Source organism: Micromonospora sp. CA-248212 (assembly GCF_050948405.1).
GTDB lineage: Bacteria > Actinomycetota > Actinomycetes > Mycobacteriales > Micromonosporaceae > Micromonospora.
Window position 1 is genome coordinate 57,158 of the sequence record NZ_CP192023.1, and the last position, 20,165, is coordinate 77,322.

A 20,165-nucleotide genomic window follows, 5' to 3' on the forward strand; every position below is an offset into this window, starting at 1 on the left:
GATCAAGAGGTTCGCGTCAGAAATCGCGCCGCTGATGACGCAAACCTCTTGATCAACAGGTGGATGGCGGTGGGGTCAGGTGGTGGGGCGTCGGGGTGGGCGGGCTCGGGGCGCGGTTGGGGCGTTGGTTGGGGCGTTGGTTGGGGCGTCGGTTGGGGGCGCGGCGTCGGGGTTGGGGCGTGGGGCCGGGACGCGGGGTGCGGTGGTGGTCGCGTCGGCGGGCTGGTCCCCGCGCGGGCTTGTCGGTGCCGACGGCGTCCTGCCGCGTCGGGTTGCCGTGCCGGCTGCGGCGTCGGTCACCGAGCGGGCGCGGCGTCCGGGTCGCCCGGCGTCCGCCACGCCCTCTCTCGTGGGCGTCGTCCGATCGGTCGGGAGCCCTCCGGCCCGGGTGAAGTCCGCCGGAGGGGCCGACGTCGAGCCGGGTGAGCCGGCCGGAGGGGCCGACGCCGGTTCGCGTTGGCCGGTCGGAGCGGTCGACGTCGGGTCGGACACGTCGCCCGATGTCAGCTTGGGGTTCGCCGACCCACCCGTCGAGGCGGCGTCCGGACCGGCGGCCGGGGCGGTCGGACGGCGGTCGGCGGCCCGTCGGTGGCCGGCCCTCTCGGCGAGCCGGGCGACCAGTATCGAGCCGCCGACCCCGGCGATCACCGCGTACGGGGCGATGAGCTGGGTCGAGAACTGTGCCGGGCCGGGGGTCGCCCACCTCGGCACGGTGGTCAGGTAGGCGAGCGCGACGAGCAGCGGGCCGGCCGCACCGGAGGCCGCCGCGCCCACCCGGTGTCCGCCCGGACGCGCGGCGCCGCGGGCGGCGAGGGCACCGATCAGAAGCGCGGGTACGAGTGCCAGCAGCGCGCCCGGCCAGTAGATCTGGCCCCCGATCCAGTACCGCCCGTGGTCCGGGTCGAGCTGCCAGGTGCCGAGTTGGGCACCGGTCAGCCCGCGTCCGACGCGTACACCGTCGATGACCGAGACCACGGCGAGCAGCCACAGCCAGGCGGCCGTCGCGGTGATGTTCACCGCGACCGTGCGGGAGCGCAGCGCCCAGAGCGCGACGAGGACGCCGATCAGGATTCCCAGCGCCGCGTGCAGGGCCGCGACCCGCTGCGGCGCGCCGGTGTCGGCGCCTGCGGCGACCCGCGCCGGTACGGCGACCAGCAGTACGGTGACCAGTCCACCGAGCCCGGCACCGAGCGCCAGGGACAGCCGGCGGAGCAGACCGGGGTGCTCGACGGTCACCGGTTCGGCCGGATCGATGACCGGCCGATCCTGCGGCACGTCGGCGCCCTCGGCCCAGGTCGGTTGGCCCGGCGTGAGCGCCGGCGACTGCGGCAGGTCAGCCTCGTCCGCCGCTGCGGCGCCGGTCGTCGGCGTGGGCGTGGGCGTCGCACGCTGGTGCAGTCGCTGCGCGCAGACAGCTCCCAGCACAGTGGAGCTGGCGGCGAGCCAGGTGGCCCAGGCGAGGCCGTCGGCCCAGGCCGTGCCGTTGGCCCCGGCCTCGGTGGGCGTCCAGGTGATGACGCCGAGCCCGTAGCCGAAGCCCAGTTGCGCGGCGCCCGCGCCGGCAGCGACCCCGACCGCCGTCGCGATCGATACTCCCCAGCCCCGTCTGGCCATGCCGGGCAGCGTAACGTCCCGTCGTCGGTGCGGCGAGTCGCGGCGACCCGCCGGTACGGACCGTCGGCACAACGTGGTGGGCGGCGAACGGTACGGTCGCCGGTGATGAGGCGGTGGACGGTATGACGGACGCGAACACGGGTCGGCAGGAATCCTCCGGTGGCCGGGACGGCGGTGACGGCCGCCGAGCTGGCGTGTTGCTCGGTGGCGGACTGGTCGCGGTGCTCCTCGCCGTGGTCGGCGCGACCGGCGGTTGGCTGCTGGCCGGCGAGGACGACGAGTCTCCGGGGACCCCGCAGGCGGTCGCCACCACGGCAGGTACACCGACCGAGGAGGCCACCTCGTCTCGACCGACCACCGGCCGGACCACCCCGTCCGCTCCCCGCACGACCGCCTCCGCGACGAAGGGGACCGGGCTGACCGTGCCCCCGGTGGTCGGGACCGACTTCCTCCAGGCGCGCGAGATGCTGCGCGAACAGCGGTTGGGTTGGCGGCTGGTCTTCGGCGTCGGCACCGGACGCAGGGTGGAGAGCGCCTCGCCGGCGGTGGGCACCCCGGTGACCCGGGGTACCACGGTTCAACTGCAGATCGCCGGGCCACCGCCGGCCGCCGAAGTGCCGGACGTGGTCGGCGACGACTGCGCCAAGGCAGCGGAAGAGTTGGTCGAGGAGGGGCTCTACCCGAGTTACCGCAGCGGGCGCAGTGGGAAGGTCAGTCGGCAGGAACCGGCCGAGGACGGTCCGGCACGCTGGAACGACGAGGTCAGCATCTGGTGCGGCGCGGCTGCCCCACCGAGCCAGCCGACCGCGAAGCCCACCCCCTGACCCGAGCGGCCCCGACCCGCCGGCGGCACGCGGTTCGTGCCACCGATACCGGCCGATGTCGACCTGGGCGGTTAGGTTGACGTCGAGGGCCAGGGCGCCCGCCCGGTTCGGGAAGGGACGTGCGATGAGCGACGACCGCCAGGAGCCCCCCGCCGGGACACCGGACGACGACCGCACGCGCCCTCTGCCGCCCACCGGCGGCGACCGCCCGCAACCGCCCGCGTCGACCGACGAGACGATGCCTATCGACCGGGCCGCGTCCGGCGGTGGCGCGTCGCCGGACGAGACGATGCCCATCGACCGGGCCGCGTCTGCGTCTTCGGCGGATCGGACGGCGCGGATGCCGGCCGAGCGGTCGACGCCACCGTCGTGGTCGGGGCGGGCCGAGGTACGGGCACCTCGACCGGCCGAGCCGTCCGCGGACTGGTACGTGGAGGAGCAGGGCGGCCGTCGGTGGTGGCTGCCGATCCTCTGGGGCGTACTCGCGTTGTTGTTCGCCGCCCTTCTCGGCGCGGCCCTGTGGGTGGTGTTGAGCGCGCGGGAGGACGACCCCGACGACCCGGCCACGCCGTCCGTCCCGCCGACCAGCGTCACCGCCGCGCCGACCAGCAGCGCCCCGACGTCGGCGGCGCCCACCAGCGCGACGCCGAGCAGCCCGGCGGCCACCACCGAGGGGGCGCAGCTACCGGTGCCGCCGCTGACCGGCCTCGGGCAGTCCACCGCCGAAGGACTGCTGGAGCGACTGGGCCTGAGCTACCGGGTGGTGTACCGCCCGTCCGAGCTGCCGCCGGGCACGGTGGTGCGGACCGATCCGGAGGCCGGCACCCTGGTGCCGACCGACCAGGAGGTGCTGGTGGTGATCTCCCAGGCCCGGCCGTCGCCGGGCGGCAGCTCGACCAGCCCGAGCCCGACGGCGACGGCCACGCCGTGACCGGTTCTCACCACCTACGGCGGCGGGTGCCGACGAGGCCGAGGCCGGCGAGCGAGATGGTGAGGCCGAAGATCCCGGACCAGAAGAGCGACCGGCGTACGTCGGTGCCGTGGTGGCCGCCCGACGTCGTCCCGGCGAGTGCCTGCTGACCGTCGGCCTGACCGCCGGCGCCGGAACCGGTGGCCGGGCCGGTCGCGTCGGCCGCCGCCCCGGCGTACCCGTCGGGGGTGTCGGCGCCGATCCAGCCGTACTCGTCCTCGGGAGGCTCGGAGCCGGCCACGGTGATCTCCGGCGCCGGTACCGGAACGGCCAGCCGGGTGGACGACGACGCCGGATCGTGGACCAGGACCACGACGGTGGTCAGGGCCCCGAGGAGGGCGAGCAGTCCGAGAGCGTAGGTGATACTCCAGCGGTGGTGCCGCCGCACGGCGGGCTGATTGACCATGACCATCCCAGGCTCAGGGTCCTGGACGTGCGGGTGGAACGGTGCCGGGGTGGGCGTACCGATTCTATGGCGACGGCACGCCTACCCGCGGCGGATCGCGCTGGTCAGCCGACTCTGACCGGCGTACGGGTAACCGGTCGCCGGGTCCGTACGGTGTGCGGGCGGGGCACCGGCGCGGCCTGCACCTGTTGCAGCCCTTCCCGCTGTACGAAGATCGACCGGCGGTTGACGGCGTCGCCGGCGGCGTTGAGCTCGTAGCCGTCGAGCCAGAGCCAACCGTCGTAGGTCGGCCAGTCGAGCACCCGGATCACCCGGAACATGATCGGCCTGAGGAACTGGACACTCGCCGCGCGAGTCACGTGCAGAACGTCACCGGAGCGGGGAAGCACATGGGCTCCTGGGGAGGGTAAGCCGGCGGCATGCCGGCGGTGACTGGTCTGGGATGTCTCGGCCCGGTTGCGGGATCGCGCCTCGTGGACCGTCTGGTGCTGGTGGTGGTCGGGCCGTACCCGCTGGTGGCGTGCCGCCACCCGACCATCACCTGACTGCTGCCGGGAACCGCGCCCACCGCCGCAGTCAGCTGGCTTGCAGCGGTGGGGTCATTACCCCGGCGCAGGTCCGGGTGTCGCTGGCCGGGCCTGCGTTCGGTCCGGCTGCCCGGGGTCGGTGGGTTCACCACTCCCGGAGAGCGGACCGGAACGCTGAGTGATCCGAGCCATACGGACAGAGTGCATCAGCGACGTGCTTCATGCAAGTTGCACGTCGACTTTTGCCGATACGTGAGTTCGCCACGCAAAGCGGCGCTTGAAGCGATCCGCGTGTGGGCGGCACACTGAGGGCCGGTTTCGCCCGTCGCGGCCGGCCGATGACCGGCACCATCCCTCGTCGCGAACGCTCGCCGGGCGACGGTCGCGCCCCCGGCAGGCGACAACCAGTGGCGCGGCGACCGGAGGTAGCCCGAGAGTGGGGTCGAGCAACCAGCGGCAAGAAACAGAAGTGTCGAGGCCGCGCGATGAGTGAACGGCGCAGCCCGACGATCCGACGGCGACGGCTCGGCGCGGAGTTGCGCCGGCAGCGGGAGTCGGCCGGGATCACCATAGAGGTGGTGGCCGAGCAGTTGGAGTGCTCGGCGTCCAAGGTCTCCCGCATCGAGACGGGCCACACCACGGCCACCCCGCGCGACGTGCGGGACATGCTGCGGATCTACGGCGTCGTGGGCGCCGAGAGCGACGAGCTCGTGCAGATCGCCCGCGAGGCGCGGCAGAAGGGCTGGTGGCACCCGTACAGCACGGTGCTGGTCGGGGCGTACGTCGGCCTGGAGGCGGCAGCCAGCTCCATCCGGGCGTACGAACAGCAGGTCGTCCCCGGCCTGTTGGAGACCGAGGAGTACGCCGGGGCGATGATCCGCGCCGCCCGTCCGGACTTCACGGCCGATCAGGTACATCAAAGGGTGCGTGTCCGTCTGGGCCGTCAGTCGTTGTTGACCCAGGACGATCCGGTCGATCTGTGGGTGGTGCTCGATGAGGCGGTGGTAAGTCGGCCGGTGGGCGGGGACGAGGTGATGCGCGGCCAACTCAGGCGGTTGGTCGAGGTGGCCGAGTTGCCGAACGTGACGCTCCAGATCCTCCCCTTCGAGGTGGGTGCGCACGCCGGCATGGACGGCACCTTCACGATCCTCAGCTTCCCTGAGCCCGGTGATCCGGATGTTGTGTACGCGGAGAACGCCACGGGTGGGCTTTTCCTCGAGAAAAGCGACGAACTGCAGAAGTACAGCTTCATCTTCGATCACATCCGCGCTGCGGCCATTCGTCCGGAGGAGTCCGTCGCACACATCGCAAAACTGGCAGAGGAGCCGAAATGGCGACCAAGAGGTTCCCCGTGGACCTGACGCAGGCGACGTGGTTCAAGAGCTCGAAGAGTGGGCCCAACTGCGACAACTGCGTGGAAGTGGCGTACGTGACCGGTGCGGTCGGCGTCCGGGATTCGAAGGACAAGGCCGGTCCGGCCCTGGTCTTCGCTCCCGGCGACTGGCGTGCCTTCGTTGCCGGAGCCAGGGGTGGTGTGTTGGGCTCGGCCTGACCGAGTGGTCGATGAACGTCCCCGTCCGGTCCTCGACCGGGCGGGGACGTTCCGTGTCCGCGCTCCTCGCGGCCGGCACGGCGAGGTTCCGCCGGGATTCCCGTCGCCACAGCGAGCCCGCCTCGTTGAACCCGTCGGTACGGCGTTGGTCGATGGCCCCCGCCGTACCGACCGCAACCGAGCGAGGTAGGCGAGACGGATGACGATCGGTTCAGAGAACCTCACCAACGGTCCGGGCAAGCCGGAGCGGTTCGGTGGCAAGTACCGCGGGGCGCGTCGGGACACCGTACTGACCGAGGTGGTCTCGACCGACCAGGAGTTGAACGGGCGGGACGTGTCGGCCCCGGACGCCGGGGACGCGCCGCTCTCACTGCCGTCGCTGGACCCGAACCCGCTGGTCGAACCGTCGTTCCCGCCGACCGGCTGGCCGATGGAGCCCACCGGTTCGCTCGCGGACCACCCGCTGCTGCGGGGCCTGCTGCTGGAGCTGCCGCCGAAGGGCAGCGTGCCGCCGCCCGGCTGGCTGGACCGCTGGTTCGAGGCGACCCGGGCGATCCTGGAGCTTCTATACGTGCAGGGGATCGGCCGCTCGCGCTGACCGCGTGGCGGCGGCGGTGGGCTGCGCCCGCTCGATGAGCCGGCTGTGTCGCAGCGCGTGCCGGACCCCGATGGCCGCCACCGCCAGTGCGCCGACGGTGATCGCCGGGCCGGTGATCCCGGGCTCGGCGCCGAGGTCCGTGCCGGCCGCCGCGATCACCGCCGGAAGTGTCGCCAGGGCGGTGACCTGCAACGGCACGCCGACGAGCGGGTGGGCCGCGGCGGCCCGCAGCCCGTGCGGGGCGGGTGTGCCGGGTGCGCTGTCGAACGCTCCGGCCCCGGCCCGCAGCCGGCGGATTCGCCGTATCGAGCAGACGGCCACCACGAGCGCCGGGCCGGTGGCGAGGGTGAGCCCGGCGCCGGCACGATCGATCGGCGCGGCCCCGGCGCTCGTCAGGCCGCCGACGGCCACCGCCGCGATCAGCGCGAGGCCGACCAGCGCGAGCGCCAGCAACCATCCGGTACGCCGACGGAGCGCACGCGCGTCGCGCAGCCGGGGCAGTCGGTCGGCCAGGACCCCGGCGGCCAGCCAGACGGCGGCGACCGGCAACAGGATGGTGAGCTGACTCTCCATGTCGGAGAGTCTTTCCCGTTCTTCGGTGCGGTGAATCGGGGCCGGACCCCCGTTGGCCCCGGAGGTCGGGCCCGTAGGGGCATCCCATCCGGGTGATGGACGTTTCGACATGTTTATCTGTCGCACCGGCGGACCTACTCTCAGCGAGATCGGCAGTTGTCGATCGAAGGTGCCGGTGGTCGCGCTTCGCCGCCGGTCGGAGGGAGGTAGGGAGATGGGTCTTCCACGCAGGTTCGCACTGGTCGGGGTGGCCACCGCGACCGTGCTGGCCGTCGGTGCCCCGGCTCTGGCCGCCGAGCCGGTGGGCGTCGTACGGGAGGCTGGCGGAGCCACCGCCGTGCCGGACAGCTACATCGTCGTCCTCAAGGACGGCACCGTGGCGCCCCACCAGGTCGGCGACACCGCGCAACGGCTGACCGGCCGGCACGGCGGGAAGGTCGCCCGCACCTACGGCACCGCACTGCGGGGCTTCGAGGTCACCGTCAGCGCGGCGGCAGCGGCACGGATCGCCGCCGACCCGGCTGTCGCGTACGTCGAGCAGAACCACACCGTGTCCATCTCCGGAACGCAGGCCAACCCGCCGTCCTGGGGCCTCGACCGCATCGACCAGCGCAACCTGCCGCTGGACAGCTCCTACACGTACCCGAACACGGCGAGCAACGTGCACGCCTACATCATCGACACCGGCATCCGCTTCTCCCACAACGACTTCGGCGGCCGGGCCACCTCCGGCTACGACGCCGTGGACGGCGGGTCGGCCGACGACTGCAACGGGCACGGCACGCACGTCGCCGGCACTGTCGGCGGCTCGACGTACGGGGTCGCGAAGGGCGTCCAGTTGGTCGGCGTACGCGTGCTGAACTGCTCCGGCAGCGGCACCAACGCCGGTGTGATCGCCGGCGTCGACTGGGTCACCCAGAACGCGATCAAGCCGGCCGTGGCGAACATGAGCCTCGGCGGCGGGGCGAACAGCTCGCTGGACACCGCCGTCCGCAACTCGATCGCCTCCGGCGTGACGTACGGCCTCGCGGCCGGCAACGACAACGGCGCGAACGCCTGCAACACCTCGCCGGCGCGGACCACGGAGGCGATCACGGTCGGCTCGACGACCAGCTCGGACGCCCGCTCGTCGTTCTCCAACATCGGCACCTGCCTGGACATCTTCGCGCCCGGCTCGTCGATCACCTCGGCCTGGTACACCAGCAACACCGCGACCAACACGATCAGCGGCACCTCGATGGCCACGCCGCACGTGGTCGGGGCAGCGGCCCTGGTGGCCAGCGCCAACCCGAGCTGGACCCCGGCTCAGGTACGCGACCAGTTGGTGTCCAACGCCACCCCGAACGTGGTCAGCAATGCCGGCTCGGGCTCACCGAACCTGCTGCTCTATGTGGGCAGCGGCGGCACCACCCCGCCGCCCACCGGCTGCACCGGCACCAACGGCACCGACGTCTCGATCCCGGACGCGGGCGCGGCGGTGACCAGCTCGGTCACCATCTCCGGCTGTGGCCGCAACGCCTCCTCGGCCGCCACGGTGGCGGTGAACATCGTGCACACCTACCGCGGTGACCTGGTGATCGACCTGCTCGCCCCGGACGGCAGCTCGTACCGGCTGAAGAACAGCAGCACCTCGGACAGCGCCGACAACGTGAACGCCACGTACTCGGTCAACCTCTCCGGCGAGGCGGCGGACGGCACCTGGCGGCTCCAGGTGCGCGACACCTACTCGGCGGACACCGGCTACATCAACAGCTGGACCCTGACCGTCTGACCTGTTCCCCAGGGACGAGGCCCCATCCGGACGATCCCGGTGGGGCCTCGTGTCGTCCTAGACCGCGAAGGTGGCCGGCCGCTCGGTCGCCGGGGCCGGCGGGCGGGCCTTCCACAGGCCGGTCTTCTGGCCGGCGAGCCGAGCCAGGTAGGCCGGGTTGAGGATCACGTAGCGACGCCAGAGCCGCTTCGGCTCCAGCCCGAGCCGCCAGAACCACTCCAGGCCGGCGCGCTGCATCCACGGCGGAGGTTGGCGCAGCAGCCCGGCGTGGTAGTCGAACGCGGCGCCGACCGCCATCATCGGCATGTCCAGCAGCGGGCGCATGGCGTACGTGAAGACCTCCTGGCGCGGGCAGCCGAGCCCGACCAGGACGAGCCGGGCGCCGCTGGACCGGATCCGGTCGGCGATCTCGGCGTCCTCGCCCGGCTGGACCGCGCGGAACTTCGACGGCTCCACCCCGGCGATCTTCAGGGCCGGGAACATCCGCTCCAACGCCGGGATCAGCTTCGCCAGCGTCTCCTCGGTCGAGCCGTACAGGTAGACGGGCAGCCCCTCGTCGGCGAACCGGGAGAGCACGTGCAGCGTCAACGTCGGCCCGTAGACCCGGTCGGTGAGGCCGGCGCCGTGCAGCAGGTTGAGCGCCCAGCGCACCGGCTGCCCGTCGGGGGTGACCACGTCGAAGGAGTTCAACCGGGCGTTGTGCGCCGGATCGAGCACCCCGGTCATCACGCCGTGCACGGCCAACGCCGTCAGCGCCAGGGGCCGCCGCTCGTGCGCCGCGGTCACCACCGCGTCGGTCGCCGAGGCGTAGTCGGTGGCGTCCACGAGGACGCCGAGCACGTTGCGCTTGGTCTGCGGAGTCATGGCTGCGGCACCCACTTGTCCACGTTCGCCTCGTAGATCTCCCGGAGGATCATCGGCACGTCGTACGTGATCTTCCAGTCCGGGTACTGCGCCTCGAAGCGGGCCATGCTGCTCACGTACCACTGGTGGTCGCCGGTGCGGTTCTGCTCGACGTAGTTGATCCGCGCCTCACGGCCGGTGATCTCCTGGGCGATCGCGAACGCCTCGATGTGGGAGGTGTTGGAGTGCCGGCCGCCACCGAGGTTGTAGACCTCGGCCGAGCGGGGGGCCCGGAAGAACGCCTCGAACGCGGTCAGCACGTCGTGCGAGTGGATCGCGTCGCGGACCATCTTGCCCTTGTAGCCGAACAGGTTGTACGTCCGGCCCTCCATGACGCAGCGCATCAGGTACGCCAGGAATCCGTGCAGCTCGGCGGCCGAGTGGGCCGGGCCGGTCAGGGTGCCGCCCCGGAAACAGGCGGTCCTCATGTCGAAGTAGCGGCCGTACTCCTGCACCATCACGTCCGCGGCCACCTTCGAGGCGCCGAAGACCGAGTGCAACGAGTGGTCGATCGACATCTCCTCGGTGATGCCCTCGTACCAGCGGTGGTCCTCGGGCAGCTCGTACCGGGTTTCCAGCTCGACCAGCGGCAGGCTGTTGGGCCGGTCGCCGTAGACCTTGTTGGTCGAGCAGTGGATGAACGCCGCCTCGATCGCGTGCTGGCGGGTGTTCTCCAGCATGTTGAGCGTGCCACCGGCGTTCACGTCGAAGTCCGTGTACGGCTCCTTGGCCGCCCAGTCGTGGCTGGGCTGGGCAGCGCTGTGGATCACCACGGCGATGTCCGAGCCGTACTTCTTGAACACCTGCTCCAGGCCGTCCCGGTCCCGGATGTCCACGGGGTAGTGGGTGTAGGAGTTACCGAGGTCGCGGCCGAGCCGCTCCAGGCTCCACGAGGTGGAGCCGTCCTCTCCGAAGAAGTACCGGCGCATGTCGTTGTCGATGCCGACGACGTCCAGACCGAGGCCGGCGAAGTGCCGGACCGCCTCGGAGCCGATCAGACCGCCCGACCCGGTCACCAACGCGACACTCACACGCCACTCCTGGTCCATCGGAGGCAGAAACCATCGGAGCATAGCGTGACGCCCGGCACGCCCCGATATGACGGAAGGGCCCCGCATCAAGCGGAGCCCTCGCCTTTTGGTGGGGATGGGGGGAGTTGAACCCCCACGCCCTTTCGGGCACACGGACCTGAACCGTGCGCGTCTGCCATTCCGCCACATCCCCGTGGCACGACCCGGGACACTATAGCCGCCCCGAACCCGCTGTCTCCAACAGGCCCCGGGAATACTACGCTGTCCCAGACGCTCGCCACGAGCGGTTACCGTTCGTGGCGGACGAAAGATTAGCACGGTGGTCCCGGTCCTTCCGAACGGGTCGGGAGCAGGCGGCCGAGCGGCGTGTGAGCTGCGCGCGCGCCGGCCGGATACCATCATGTCCTCGGGACCCGAGGAGGAGCCGGTGAGCGTGCTGCAACGCTTCGAGAAGCGTCTGGAAGGCCTGGTCGAAGGGGCTTTCGCCAAGGTCTTCAAAGGGGTGGTCCACCCCGTGGAGATCCTCAACGCCATGCAGCGGGAGGCCGAGGCGCACAAGGCGATCCTGGCCGGTGGGCGCACGTTGGTGCCCAACCGCTACGTGATCGATCTCTCGCCGTTCGACCACAGTCGTCTGGCGCCGTACGCCGCCGCGCTGGCCCAGGAGTTGGCCCAGTCGCAGGCGGAGTTCATCGGCGAGCAGGCCTGGACGGTCTACGGCGACGTGATCGTGGAGATCGAGCGGGGCGAGGGCCTGGACACGGGCATGTTCCGCGTCACCGCCGAGGTCTACACCGGCGGCGAGGTCGCCCCGGTGTCGGCGCCCGGCTACGACGCCGGTCCGCCCGCCTACCCCGCGTACGACCAGGGTGGCGGCTACGGCCCGCCGCCTGGGCACGGTGGCGGTCGCAACGTGCGGCTGGTCTCCGGTGACGGACGCACCTACCCCCTCCAGATGGGGTCGACGGTGATCGGTCGCGGCGACCAGGCGAACCTGCGCCTGCCCGACGTCGGTATCTCCCGGCGACACGCCCGACTGGATTTCGACGGCGGCCAGGTTGTGCTGACCGATCTGGGTTCCACCAACGGCACCATGGTCAACGGGCAGCGGGTCTCCGCCGTCGCGCTGAACCCGGGTGACATGGTCCAGCTCGGCACCACGACGCTGACCTTCCGCGTGGACGGCTGAGCCGCCTTGCCGGCACTGGTCATCACCGTTGCCCGGTTCGGGTTCCTGATCCTGCTGTGGATCTTCGTGTTCACGGTGGTCGGCGTGATCCGCCGAGATCTCTTCGCGGGAGCCCGATCCGGTCGCCTGGTGGCGGCACCGCGCGCGGTTGGCGCCTCGACGGGGCAGGCGGCCAAACCGGCGAAGGCGAAGCGGGGTAGGGCGGCCCACCAGCTGGTGGTCACCGCCGGTCAGTTGGCCGGCACCCGCATCACTCTCGGTGAAGCGCAGATCACCATCGGTCGGGCCGAGGACTCCACCCTGGTCATCACCGACGACTACGCCTCCGCGCGGCACGCGAGACTCCTACCGCGCGAGGGTCAGTGGTTCGTCGAGGATCTCGGCTCGACTAACGGCACGTACCTGGATCGCGCTAAGGTCACCGGACCAACCCCCGTACCCCTCGGCGTGCCGATCCGGATCGGCCGCACTTCCCTCGAATTACGGCCATGACTCTGACCCTGCGCTATGCGGCCCACAGCGACCGCGGTCTGATCCGTGACGGCAATCAAGACTCCGTCTACGCCGGGCCGCGGCTACTCGCCGTTGCCGACGGCATGGGCGGCATGGCCGCCGGTGACGTCGCCAGCAACATCGTCATCGGTGCCATGGCGCCGCTCGACGAGGATGTCCCCGGGGACGCCCTCGTCGACGCGCTGCGTTCGGCCGTGGGCACCGCCAACCAACAGCTCCGCGACACGGTGGACGCCAACCCGCAGCTGGAGGGGATGGGCACCACACTGACGGCGACCCTCTTCTCCGGCAGCAAGCTGGGGATGGTCCACATCGGTGACTCGCGGGCCTATCTGCTGCGCAACGGTGAGTTCGCGCAGATCACCAAGGACGACACGTACGTCCAGATGCTCGTCGACGAGGGCCGGATCAGCGCCGAGGAGGCCAGCAGCCACCCACAGCGGTCGCTGCTGACCCGCGCGCTGGACGGCCGGGACATCGACCCGGAGTACTCGGTGCGCCAGGTGCTCCCCGGTGACCGCTACCTGATCTGCAGCGACGGCCTCTCCGGGGTGGTGAGCGCCGAGACCATCGGCGAGACCCTGCGCGAGTACACCGACCCGCAGCAGTGCGTCGAGCGGCTGGTGCAGCTCGCGCTTCGCGGCGGCGGCCCGGACAACATCACGGTGATCATCGCCGATGCCACCGACCACGACATCGTCGAGGCGACCCCGATCGTCGGCGGTGCCGCCGCCCGGGACCGGGGCATGGCCACCTCCGCCGACGACTCGACCCCGGCCGCCCGGGCCTCGGCGCTCTCCGCGCCGCGCCCCGCCGCGCCCGAGGAGCCCGCCGCCGCGGACGACGAGCCGGAACCGCGCAAGCGCCGGCCGGTACGCGCCACCGCCATGGCCGTGGCCCTTCTGGTGATCCTCGGCGGCGGACTCTTCGCCGGCTGGACGTACACCCAGCGCCAGTACTACGTGGGCGCCACCGACGAGGGCCAGGTCGCCGTCTTCCGCGGCATCCAGGGGCAGATCGCCGGGATGGACCTGTCCACCGTGCACCGCACCAGCGGCACCCGGTTGGACGACCTCACCGTCGCCGCCCAGGACACGGTCAAGGTGGGCATCCGCGCCAAGAGCGAGCCGGACGCCGAGCGGCAGCTCGCGGAGCTGACCAGCGACACGCCGACCAACCCGAACCTGAAGCCGCTCTGTCTGCCCGATACGGGCGCGGTGACCGGCTCGCCGACGCCCACTCCATCCCCGACCCCGCCCGCGACGTCCCCGACGCCGGCCACCAGCCCCAGCGCGTCGGTGAACGGGGTCCTCAGCGCGAGCCCGACCACGGCGGCCACCGCCGGCGGGACCGATCCGACCACCGCACCCGACGCCACGCCCTCCGACTCGGCACCGCCGGCGCTCGACCCGGCCGGCTGCCGGTCTCCTGAGTGAGCGTCGACTGAGATCCCAAGGACTCCACCCGTGACCGTAGCGGCCACACCGGCATCCTCGCCCGCCACCACGGGCGGGGAGTCCGGCGTACGCCTGGCCCGGTCCCGGCGCAACGCCGAGCTGTCCCTGTTGCTGCTGGCCATGGTGCTGGTGGCCGCGTACATGGCGACCGTCGAGGCGAACCTCCTGGACACGGTCACTCCGGACTTCTGGATGCCCGCCGCCGCGCTCGGGGCGGTCTTCCTCGGCCTGCACCTGGTCATCCGGTTCCTCGCCCCGTTCGCCGATCCGGCTCTGCTGCCGGCGGTGGCCCTGCTCAACGGTCTCGGCGTGGGCTTCCTGCGCCGGATCGACCTGGGTGAGGCCGCGCCGGTGGACCGGGAGGACCTGGCCACGTTCGCCGGCATCGGCGGCCGGCAGCTCGCCTGGACGCTCGCCTCGGTGATCCTCGCCGCGGGCCTGCTCGCGATCATGCGCGACCACCGTTCGGTGTCCCGGTACGCGTACACCCTGGGACTCGCCGGCATCGTGCTGGTGATGCTCCCGGCGGTGCTGCCGCGCAGCATGTCCGAGATCAACGGCGCCAAGCTGTGGATCCGCCTCGGCGGGTTCTCGATCCAGCCGGGTGAGTTCGCCAAGCTGGCGCTGCTGGTCTTCTTCGCGTACTACCTGGTGCGCAAACGCGAGGTGCTCTCGCTGGCGAGCCGGCGGTTCCTCGGTATCGACTTCCCGCGCGGTCGGGACCTCGGTCCGGTGGTCGTGGTCTGGTTGATCAGCCTCCTGGTGCTGGTCTTCGAGAAGGACCTCGGCACCTCCTTGCTGTACTTCGGCATGTTCGTGGTGACCCTCTACATCGCCACCGAACGGGTCAGTTGGCTGCTGATCGGTCTACTCCTCTTCTTCGGCGGGGCCTACCTCGCGTACGTCCTCGGTTCGACGGTCGGCGGGCCGTTCGCCAACTTCTACGTGCGCGCCGAGATCTGGCTGGACCCGTTCGCCGACCCGACCGACAAGGGCTATCAGCTCGTCCAGGGCCTGCTCGCCCTCGGCACGGGCGGGCTCTTCGGCGCGGGACCGGGCGGCGGTCAGCCGGACATCCTGCCCGAGGTGCAGAACGACTTCATCTTCGCCGGCATCGGTGAGGAGATCGGCCTCTTCGGTCTCTCCGCGCTGCTGGTGGTCTACCTGCTGATCGTGGAGCGGGGTCTGCGCGCCGCGCTGGCGGTCCGTGACTCGTTCGGCAAGCTGCTCGCCGGCGGTCTCGCCTTCACCCTGGGCCTCCAGGTCTTCGTGATCGTCGGCGGCATCAGCAAACTGATCCCGCTGACCGGCCAGACCACGCCGTTCCTGTCCGCCGGTGGCTCGTCGTTGATGGCGAACTGGCTGCTCATCGCGGTCCTGCTGCGGGTCTCCGACGGGGCCCGGCGGCCGGTTACCGGTGGCGCCGGCAAGGCGGCCCGACCGGCGGGTGGTCCGCCCGAGCAGTTGCACGGTGCTCCCACGGAGGTGATCAAGCCGTGAACGCACCCCTGCGTCGTGTCGGTGTCGTCGTCATGGTCCTGTTCGGTCTGCTCTTCGCGAACCTGAACTGGATCCAGGCGTACAAGGCCGACGAGTACCGCACCAGTGACTACAACGGTCGGGTCCAGGTCGCCGACTACAAGCGCAAGCGCGGCAACATCGAGGCCGGCGGCACCGCGTTGGCCACCAGCAAGGAGACCACCGGCAAGCTGAAGTTCCAGCGCACCTACCCGGGCGGCGCCAAGTACGCCCATGTGCTCGGCTACAAGCCGGTCAACCTGGCCGACACCGGCATCGAGCAGTTGGAGAACGACTTCCTGGCCGGCACCAGCGACCAGTTGATCGGCGACCGGTTCAAGGACATGTTCACCGGCGACGAGACCGCCGGCGGCAACGTGCTGCTGACGCTCTCGAAGCGGGCGCAGGACGTGGCGTACGACCAGATGCGCAACAACCAGGTGGAGGCGAAGAGGGGCGCGGCGATCGCCATCGACCCGCGCACCGGCGCGGTGCAGGCCCTGGTGTCGATGCCCAGCTTCGACCCGAACCCGCTCGTCAGCCACGACACGACCGCGGCGGCTGCGGAGATCAACAAGCTGGAGCAGAACCCGGACGGTCCGCTGAAGAACCGCGCCCTCTCCGAGACGCTGCCCCCGGGCTCCACCTTCAAGATCGTGGTTGCCGCGGCGGCGTTGGAGAACGGCGTCACCAAGTCGACCCCGATCCCGGCCGGGTCCAGCTACACACCGCCCACCTCGGGCAGCCCGATCCGTAACGCCGCAGCGTCGATCTGCCCCGAGCCGCAGGTCACCCTCCAGGAGGCGGTCACCGAATCCTGCAACACGGGCTTCGCGCAGCTCGGCGTGCGGCTCGGCGCGGACAAGGTCAAGGAGAAGGCCCGTCAGTTCGGCTTCGAGCAGGAGGACCTCACCGTCGGCCAGCTCGGCGAGGGCGGCCTGCGGACGGCGGCCAGCCGGACCGGCGACATGCAGAACCCGGACGGCAGCACCGACCCGGCCGCGCTGGCCCAGTCCTCGATCGGTCAGAACAACGTCCGGATGACCCCGTTGCAGGGCGCGATGATCGCCGGGGCGGTCGCCAACGGCGGCAGCCAGATGCGGCCGTACCTGGTCCGGCAGCTCCTCGCCCCGGACCGGACCACCAGCTACTACACCGCGAAGGCACGGGAGCTGCGCCAGCCCGTCGAGCCGCAGGTCGCCTCCGACCTGCGCGACATGATGGTCAGCGTGGTGCAGAAGGGCACCGGCCAGAAGGCGGCGATCAGCGGTTACACGGTTGGCGGCAAGACCGGTACGGCGCAGTCGGCGCCGGACCGCCCCGACCACGGCTGGTTCATCGGCTTCGCCCTGGACAAGAACGGCAACCCGGTCTCGGCCGTGTGTGTCGTACTGGAGCAGGCCGGCAGCGGTGGCAGCGCAGAGGCGGCCCGGATCGGTGGCCAGATCATGCGGGCCGCCATCGCCGACCCGGGGGGCCGCTGACATGCTCAGCCCCGGCGTCCAGCTCGGCAACCGCTACCGCCTCGACGAGCGGATCGCAAGCGGCGGCATGGGCGACGTCTGGCGCGGCACCGACCAGGTGCTCGGCCGGACGGTCGCGGTGAAGAGCTTGCTCCCGGCGTTGCTCGACGACCCGGACTTCGCCGAGCGGTTCCGGGGCGAGGCCCGGACGATGGCCACGATCAACCACCCCGGAGTCGTCGACGTCTACGACTTCGGCAACGATCAGCAGATCGCGTTCCTGGTCATGGAGTACGTCGAGGGCGACGCCCTGTCCTCCACGCTCAGCCGGGTCGGCCGGCTCACCCCGGCCCGCACCATGGCGCTCGTCGCGCAGGCCGCGGACGCCCTGCACGCCGCGCACGAGAAGGGCATCGTGCACCGCGACGTGAAGCCGGGCAACCTGCTGGTCCGGCCGAACGGCACGCTCGTGCTGACCGACTTCGGCATCGCCCGCTCGGACATCGTCGGCCAGCTCACCGCCGCCGGCTCGGTGCTCGGCACCGCCTCGTACATCTCGCCGGAGCAGGCCACCGGGCAGGTGGCCACCCCGGCGTCCGACGTGTACGCGCTCGGCGTGGTCGCCTACCAGTGCCTCGCCGGCCGGCGACCGTTCGAGGGGGACAACCCGCTCGACATCGCCATGCGGCACGTCCGGGAGACGCCCCGCCCACTGCCCAACGACATCCCGCCGCAGGTCCGGGCGGTCGTCGAGCGGGCGTTGGCCAAGGACCCGGCCGCCCGCTGGCCGAGTGCCGCCGCCCTCGCCTCGGTCGCCCGGCAGCTCAAGGCCGCGCTGTCCCAGCAGGCCCGGTCCGGTGGTCACTCCGCGCCGATCTCCGGGGCGCCGTCCTCGCCCGCCGCCCCCGGGCGGGCGCAGGTGCCGCAGGCGCAGCAGTTCCGCCCGCCGGGCGCGCCACACCGGCAGCCGTCCGTCGGGCAGCGACCGACCGCGGTCACGCCGGCCCAACAACCCCGTCCGACCGCGGTCGCGCCGGCCGTACCGCACGCCCGGCCGCCGGTCGCCCAGGCCGGCTATCCGCGCGGCGCCGCGGCGGTGCCGCCGGCACAGACCCGGCAGGAACACCCTCCGGCGTACGCCCGGCCGGCCGGTGCGGCGTCCGAGCCCAGCCGGTCCCGACCCGGGATGGTGCTCGTCGCCATCCTGCTGGCCTTACTGGTCCTGCTCTGCTCCGGCGTGATTTCCTACAAACTGCGGAAGGCGTCGCAGACGGGTACGTCCGGGGCGACGACTTCACAAACCGTGACGTCCGGCGCGCTGCGGCTCGACGGACGCGACGATGCGACCCGGACGTCGTACCGTCGTGAGGTACGACTCCGGCCGGGTGACGGCGGGACGACGACGAGCGAAGGACGACAGACGCGATGACAGCGCAGGCCCGCCTGCTCGGTGGCAGGTACCAGGTCGGCGAGCTGCTCGGCTACGGCGGCATGGCCGAGGTGCATCGCGGTCGCGACCTCCGGCTCGGTCGGGACGTCGCGATCAAGATGCTCCGTACCGACCTCGCCCGGGACGCGACGTTCCAGATGCGCTTCCGCCGGGAGGCGCAGAACGCGGCGTCGCTCAACCACCCGGCGATCGTGGCGGTCTACGACACCGGCGAGGAGACCGCCCCGACCGGCGAGACGTTGCCCTTCATCGTCATGGAGTTCGTCAACGGACGGACGTTGAAGGAGGTCCTCGGCGTCGAGGGCCGGTTGCAGCCCCGCCGTGCGCTGGAGATCTGCGCCGACATGTGCGCGGCCTTGGAGTTCAGCCACCGGCACGGGATCATCCACCGGGACATCAAGCCGGGCAACGTCATGCTCACCCAGACCGGCCAGGTCAAGGTGATGGACTTCGGTATCGCCCGGGCACTGGCCAGCGGCGCGACCACCATGACGCAGACCAGCGCGGTCATCGGCACGGCTCAGTACCTGTCGCCGGAGCAGGCGCGCGGTGAGGCCGTGGACGCCCGCTCCGACGTGTACGCGGCCGGCTGCGTCCTCTTCGAGCTGGTCTGTGGTCACCCGCCGTTCGTGGGTGACAGCCCGGTCAGCGTCGCGTACCAGCACGTCCGGGAGACTCCGCCGACCCCGAGCGACATCAACCCGGACGTCACTCCGGCGGTCGACGCGATCGTGCTCAAGGCGCTGTCGAAGAACCCGCTGAACCGCTACCAGAGTGCCGGTGAGATGCGCGCCGACCTGCTGCGTGCCGCCGCCGGGCGACCGGTGCTGGCCACTCCGGTGCTGCGCGAGGCGGAGACGGTGGCGATGGCCCCGGCCGGCGGCGGTGCCGCCGGCTACCCGCCGGCCGCCACCGGGCAGCAGACCCGGCAGATCCCGGCCCGGGTCGGCGACCCGCGTCAGCGTAAGGCGTCCTCCTGGCTGATCGCCCTGTTCAGCGCGGTCGGCGTGCTGGCGGTGATCGCCCTGGTCGCCGCGCTGCTGTGGAGTCAGCAGCAGGACAAGGACCTGAAGGCGGTGCCGACGCTCGCCGGCAAGACACGCGACGTGGCGGTCACCGAGATCCGCAACGCGGGCTTCAACCCGGTGGTCGGCGATCCCGTCCTGGCCAACGACTGCACGAAGGGCACCGTCGCCAAGCAGGACCCGGCGGCGGGCGCCCGGCTGAAGCAGGCGAGCACGGTGACCGTCCAGATCTGCGACGGCAAACCCGACGTCACGATTCCCCCGGGCCTGGTCAACTCGCAGTTCGAGAACGTGAAGCCCCAGCTCGAAAGGTTGGGCTTGGTCGTGGAGGAGAAGGCCGTCGACAATCCCGCGCAGAAGGGCATTGTCGTCAAGGTCAATCCGCCATCTGGGTCCACCGTCGCCCAGGACACCAAGGTGACCGTCGAGGTCTCACGCGGCAATGTGAGCAAGGTGCCGAACGTCGTCAACTCCACGAAGGACGACGCCGCCGCCGAGCTCCGCGCGGCGGGTTACGTGGTCAGCTTCCGCGAAGGCGACGAGGTGCCGGCCGCCGAGGCCGGCCGGGTTCAGAAGCAGAACCCGAAGGGCGGCACCGAGCTGGCCCAGGGCAAGACGGTGACCATCGAGGTCGGCATCCCGGAGCCGGTCGAGGAGACGCCCACGCCCCCGGGGTCGCCGACGCCGACGCCGAGCGGCACGCCGACGCCGCCCGGCGGCGGTGGCGGCACGGGCCAGCCGATCTTCCCGCCGTTCCGGATGGACGGGGAATAGCCGTCCG

At 71.6% G+C, this 20,165-nt stretch carries 19 protein-coding genes and 1 tRNA gene; 13 read left to right on the forward strand and 7 right to left on the reverse strand.

Translation table 11 applies throughout. The features are described 5' to 3' along the window. Positions 1-75 precede the first annotated feature (75 nt). The gene (locus tag ACQP03_RS00270) at positions 76-1,614 is read right to left on the reverse strand and encodes a hypothetical protein (RefSeq protein ID WP_433459796.1); all 1,539 of its coding nucleotides are present in this window, start codon (positions 1,612-1,614) and stop codon (positions 76-78) included. 122 nt (positions 1,615-1,736) lie between these two features. Between ACQP03_RS00270 and ACQP03_RS00275 the strand changes: the two genes are divergently transcribed. Together ACQP03_RS00275 and ACQP03_RS00280 are read left to right on the forward strand one after the other, a co-directional pair. After that, positions 1,737-2,438, forward strand: a complete 702-nt coding sequence (locus ACQP03_RS00275) for a PASTA domain-containing protein (RefSeq protein WP_357129411.1) — start codon at positions 1,737-1,739, stop codon at positions 2,436-2,438. A gap of 124 nt (positions 2,439-2,562) precedes the next feature. Beyond that, the gene (locus ACQP03_RS00280) at positions 2,563-3,369 is read left to right on the forward strand and encodes a PASTA domain-containing protein (protein WP_357129415.1); all 807 of its coding nucleotides are present in this window, start codon (positions 2,563-2,565) and stop codon (positions 3,367-3,369) included. A gap of 7 nt (positions 3,370-3,376) precedes the next feature. Here ACQP03_RS00280 and ACQP03_RS00285 read toward each other — a convergent pair whose 3' ends face one another. Then, entirely contained in the window at positions 3,377-3,820 is a 444-nt protein-coding gene (locus tag ACQP03_RS00285) for a hypothetical protein (RefSeq protein ID WP_357129418.1), read from the reverse strand. A 98-nt stretch (positions 3,821-3,918) separates the two neighbouring features. After that, on the reverse strand, positions 3,919-4,203 hold the full coding sequence (locus ACQP03_RS00290; RefSeq protein ID WP_355048524.1) for a hypothetical protein: 285 nt from the start codon (positions 4,201-4,203) through the stop codon (positions 3,919-3,921). A gap of 623 nt (positions 4,204-4,826) precedes the next feature. On the opposite strand from ACQP03_RS00290, the gene ACQP03_RS00295 reads away from it, so the two are divergent. The 3 genes from ACQP03_RS00295 to ACQP03_RS00305 all read left to right on the forward strand — a co-directional run bounded on the left by ACQP03_RS00295 (position 4,827) and on the right by ACQP03_RS00305 (position 6,491). After that, a complete protein-coding gene (locus ACQP03_RS00295; protein ID WP_234584497.1) occupies positions 4,827-5,702 on the forward strand; it encodes a helix-turn-helix domain-containing protein in 876 nt (291 codons plus the stop codon). Further along, complete coding sequence (locus tag ACQP03_RS00300; protein WP_355048523.1) at positions 5,672-5,893, forward strand: DUF397 domain-containing protein; 222 nt, start codon at positions 5,672-5,674, stop codon at positions 5,891-5,893. The genes ACQP03_RS00295 and ACQP03_RS00300 overlap by 31 nt, the downstream gene beginning before the upstream one ends. Positions 5,894-6,092: 199 nt before the next feature. Next, the gene (locus tag ACQP03_RS00305; RefSeq protein WP_357129423.1) at positions 6,093-6,491 is read left to right on the forward strand and encodes a hypothetical protein; all 399 of its coding nucleotides are present in this window, start codon (positions 6,093-6,095) and stop codon (positions 6,489-6,491) included. Here the strand turns inward: ACQP03_RS00305 and ACQP03_RS00310 are convergent. Next, on the reverse strand, positions 6,459-7,064 hold the full coding sequence (locus tag ACQP03_RS00310; protein WP_357171717.1) for a hypothetical protein: 606 nt from the start codon (positions 7,062-7,064) through the stop codon (positions 6,459-6,461). The genes ACQP03_RS00305 and ACQP03_RS00310 overlap by 33 nt on opposite strands. 214 nt (positions 7,065-7,278) lie before the next feature. On the opposite strand from ACQP03_RS00310, the gene ACQP03_RS00315 reads away from it, so the two are divergent. Then, entirely contained in the window at positions 7,279-8,835 is a 1,557-nt protein-coding gene (locus ACQP03_RS00315; protein WP_357129429.1) for a S8 family peptidase, read from the forward strand. Between the two features lie 57 nt (positions 8,836-8,892). Here ACQP03_RS00315 and ACQP03_RS00320 read toward each other — a convergent pair whose 3' ends face one another. The 3 genes from ACQP03_RS00320 to ACQP03_RS00330 form a co-directional block, all read right to left on the reverse strand. Then, positions 8,893-9,699, reverse strand: coding sequence for a WecB/TagA/CpsF family glycosyltransferase (locus ACQP03_RS00320; RefSeq protein WP_355048519.1), 807 nt, complete (start codon positions 9,697-9,699; stop codon positions 8,893-8,895). Then, entirely contained in the window at positions 9,696-10,811 is a 1,116-nt protein-coding gene (locus ACQP03_RS00325) for an NAD-dependent epimerase/dehydratase family protein (RefSeq protein ID WP_357129432.1), read from the reverse strand. Before ACQP03_RS00325 ends, ACQP03_RS00320 begins: the two co-directional genes overlap by 4 nt. A gap of 65 nt (positions 10,812-10,876) precedes the next feature. Further along, positions 10,877-10,962: transfer RNA gene (locus ACQP03_RS00330), tRNA-Leu, on the reverse strand. A 207-nt stretch (positions 10,963-11,169) separates the two neighbouring features. Here ACQP03_RS00330 and ACQP03_RS00335 point away from each other — a divergent pair. The 7 genes from ACQP03_RS00335 to pknB are packed head-to-tail and all read left to right on the forward strand — an operon-like array spanning position 11,170 to position 20,158. Beyond that, on the forward strand, positions 11,170-11,958 hold the full coding sequence (locus ACQP03_RS00335) for an FhaA domain-containing protein (RefSeq protein ID WP_007454122.1): 789 nt from the start codon (positions 11,170-11,172) through the stop codon (positions 11,956-11,958). A 6-nt stretch (positions 11,959-11,964) separates the two neighbouring features. Then, positions 11,965-12,450 carry an FHA domain-containing protein FhaB/FipA gene (locus tag ACQP03_RS00340; protein ID WP_355048517.1) on the forward strand — a complete coding sequence of 162 codons (486 nt, stop codon included), beginning with the start codon at positions 11,965-11,967 and terminating at the stop codon, positions 12,448-12,450. After that, positions 12,447-13,907 (forward strand): PP2C family protein-serine/threonine phosphatase, encoded by a 1,461-nt coding sequence (locus ACQP03_RS00345; RefSeq protein WP_357129436.1) that lies wholly within the window; start codon positions 12,447-12,449, stop codon positions 13,905-13,907. Before ACQP03_RS00340 ends, ACQP03_RS00345 begins: the two co-directional genes overlap by 4 nt. Before the next feature lie 30 nt (positions 13,908-13,937). Beyond that, the gene (locus ACQP03_RS00350; RefSeq protein ID WP_355048515.1) at positions 13,938-15,428 is read left to right on the forward strand and encodes an FtsW/RodA/SpoVE family cell cycle protein; all 1,491 of its coding nucleotides are present in this window, start codon (positions 13,938-13,940) and stop codon (positions 15,426-15,428) included. Beyond that, the gene (locus ACQP03_RS00355) at positions 15,425-16,930 is read left to right on the forward strand and encodes a peptidoglycan D,D-transpeptidase FtsI family protein (RefSeq protein ID WP_357392193.1); all 1,506 of its coding nucleotides are present in this window, start codon (positions 15,425-15,427) and stop codon (positions 16,928-16,930) included. Before ACQP03_RS00350 ends, ACQP03_RS00355 begins: the two co-directional genes overlap by 4 nt. Position 16,931: 1 nt before the next feature. After that, the gene (locus ACQP03_RS00360) at positions 16,932-18,338 is read left to right on the forward strand and encodes a serine/threonine-protein kinase (protein ID WP_357129442.1); all 1,407 of its coding nucleotides are present in this window, start codon (positions 16,932-16,934) and stop codon (positions 18,336-18,338) included. Next, positions 18,335-20,158 (forward strand): Stk1 family PASTA domain-containing Ser/Thr kinase, encoded by a 1,824-nt coding sequence (gene pknB, locus ACQP03_RS00365; RefSeq protein WP_357392191.1) that lies wholly within the window; start codon positions 18,335-18,337, stop codon positions 20,156-20,158. The genes ACQP03_RS00360 and pknB overlap by 4 nt, the downstream gene beginning before the upstream one ends. The last annotated feature ends 7 nt before the right edge of the window (positions 20,159-20,165 follow it).

Excerpts from the sequence above, each read along its gene's own strand:
- pknB (WP_357392191.1), top strand. The coding sequence starts at position 18,335 with ATGACAGCGCAGGCCCGCCTGCTCGGTGGCAGGTACCAGGTCGGCGAG.
- ACQP03_RS00360 (WP_357129442.1), top strand. The coding sequence starts at position 16,932 with ATGCTCAGCCCCGGCGTCCAGCTCGGCAACCGCTACCGCCTCGACGAG.
- ACQP03_RS00310 (WP_357171717.1), bottom strand. The coding sequence starts at position 7,064 with ATGGAGAGTCAGCTCACCATCCTGTTGCCGGTCGCCGCCGTCTGGCTG.
- ACQP03_RS00280 (WP_357129415.1), top strand. The coding sequence starts at position 2,563 with ATGAGCGACGACCGCCAGGAGCCCCCCGCCGGGACACCGGACGACGAC.
- ACQP03_RS00300 (WP_355048523.1), top strand. The coding sequence starts at position 5,672 with ATGGCGACCAAGAGGTTCCCCGTGGACCTGACGCAGGCGACGTGGTTC.
- ACQP03_RS00320 (WP_355048519.1), bottom strand. The coding sequence starts at position 9,699 with ATGACTCCGCAGACCAAGCGCAACGTGCTCGGCGTCCTCGTGGACGCC.
- ACQP03_RS00285 (WP_357129418.1), bottom strand. The coding sequence starts at position 3,820 with ATGGTCATGGTCAATCAGCCCGCCGTGCGGCGGCACCACCGCTGGAGT.
- ACQP03_RS00270 (WP_433459796.1), bottom strand. The coding sequence starts at position 1,614 with ATGGCCAGACGGGGCTGGGGAGTATCGATCGCGACGGCGGTCGGGGTC.
- ACQP03_RS00305 (WP_357129423.1), top strand. The coding sequence starts at position 6,093 with ATGACGATCGGTTCAGAGAACCTCACCAACGGTCCGGGCAAGCCGGAG.
- ACQP03_RS00335 (WP_007454122.1), top strand. The coding sequence starts at position 11,170 with ATGTCCTCGGGACCCGAGGAGGAGCCGGTGAGCGTGCTGCAACGCTTC.
- ACQP03_RS00295 (WP_234584497.1), top strand. The coding sequence starts at position 4,827 with ATGAGTGAACGGCGCAGCCCGACGATCCGACGGCGACGGCTCGGCGCG.
- ACQP03_RS00345 (WP_357129436.1), top strand. The coding sequence starts at position 12,447 with ATGACTCTGACCCTGCGCTATGCGGCCCACAGCGACCGCGGTCTGATC.
- ACQP03_RS00275 (WP_357129411.1), top strand. The coding sequence starts at position 1,737 with ATGACGGACGCGAACACGGGTCGGCAGGAATCCTCCGGTGGCCGGGAC.
- ACQP03_RS00325 (WP_357129432.1), bottom strand. The coding sequence starts at position 10,811 with ATGCTCCGATGGTTTCTGCCTCCGATGGACCAGGAGTGGCGTGTGAGT.
- ACQP03_RS00315 (WP_357129429.1), top strand. The coding sequence starts at position 7,279 with ATGGGTCTTCCACGCAGGTTCGCACTGGTCGGGGTGGCCACCGCGACC.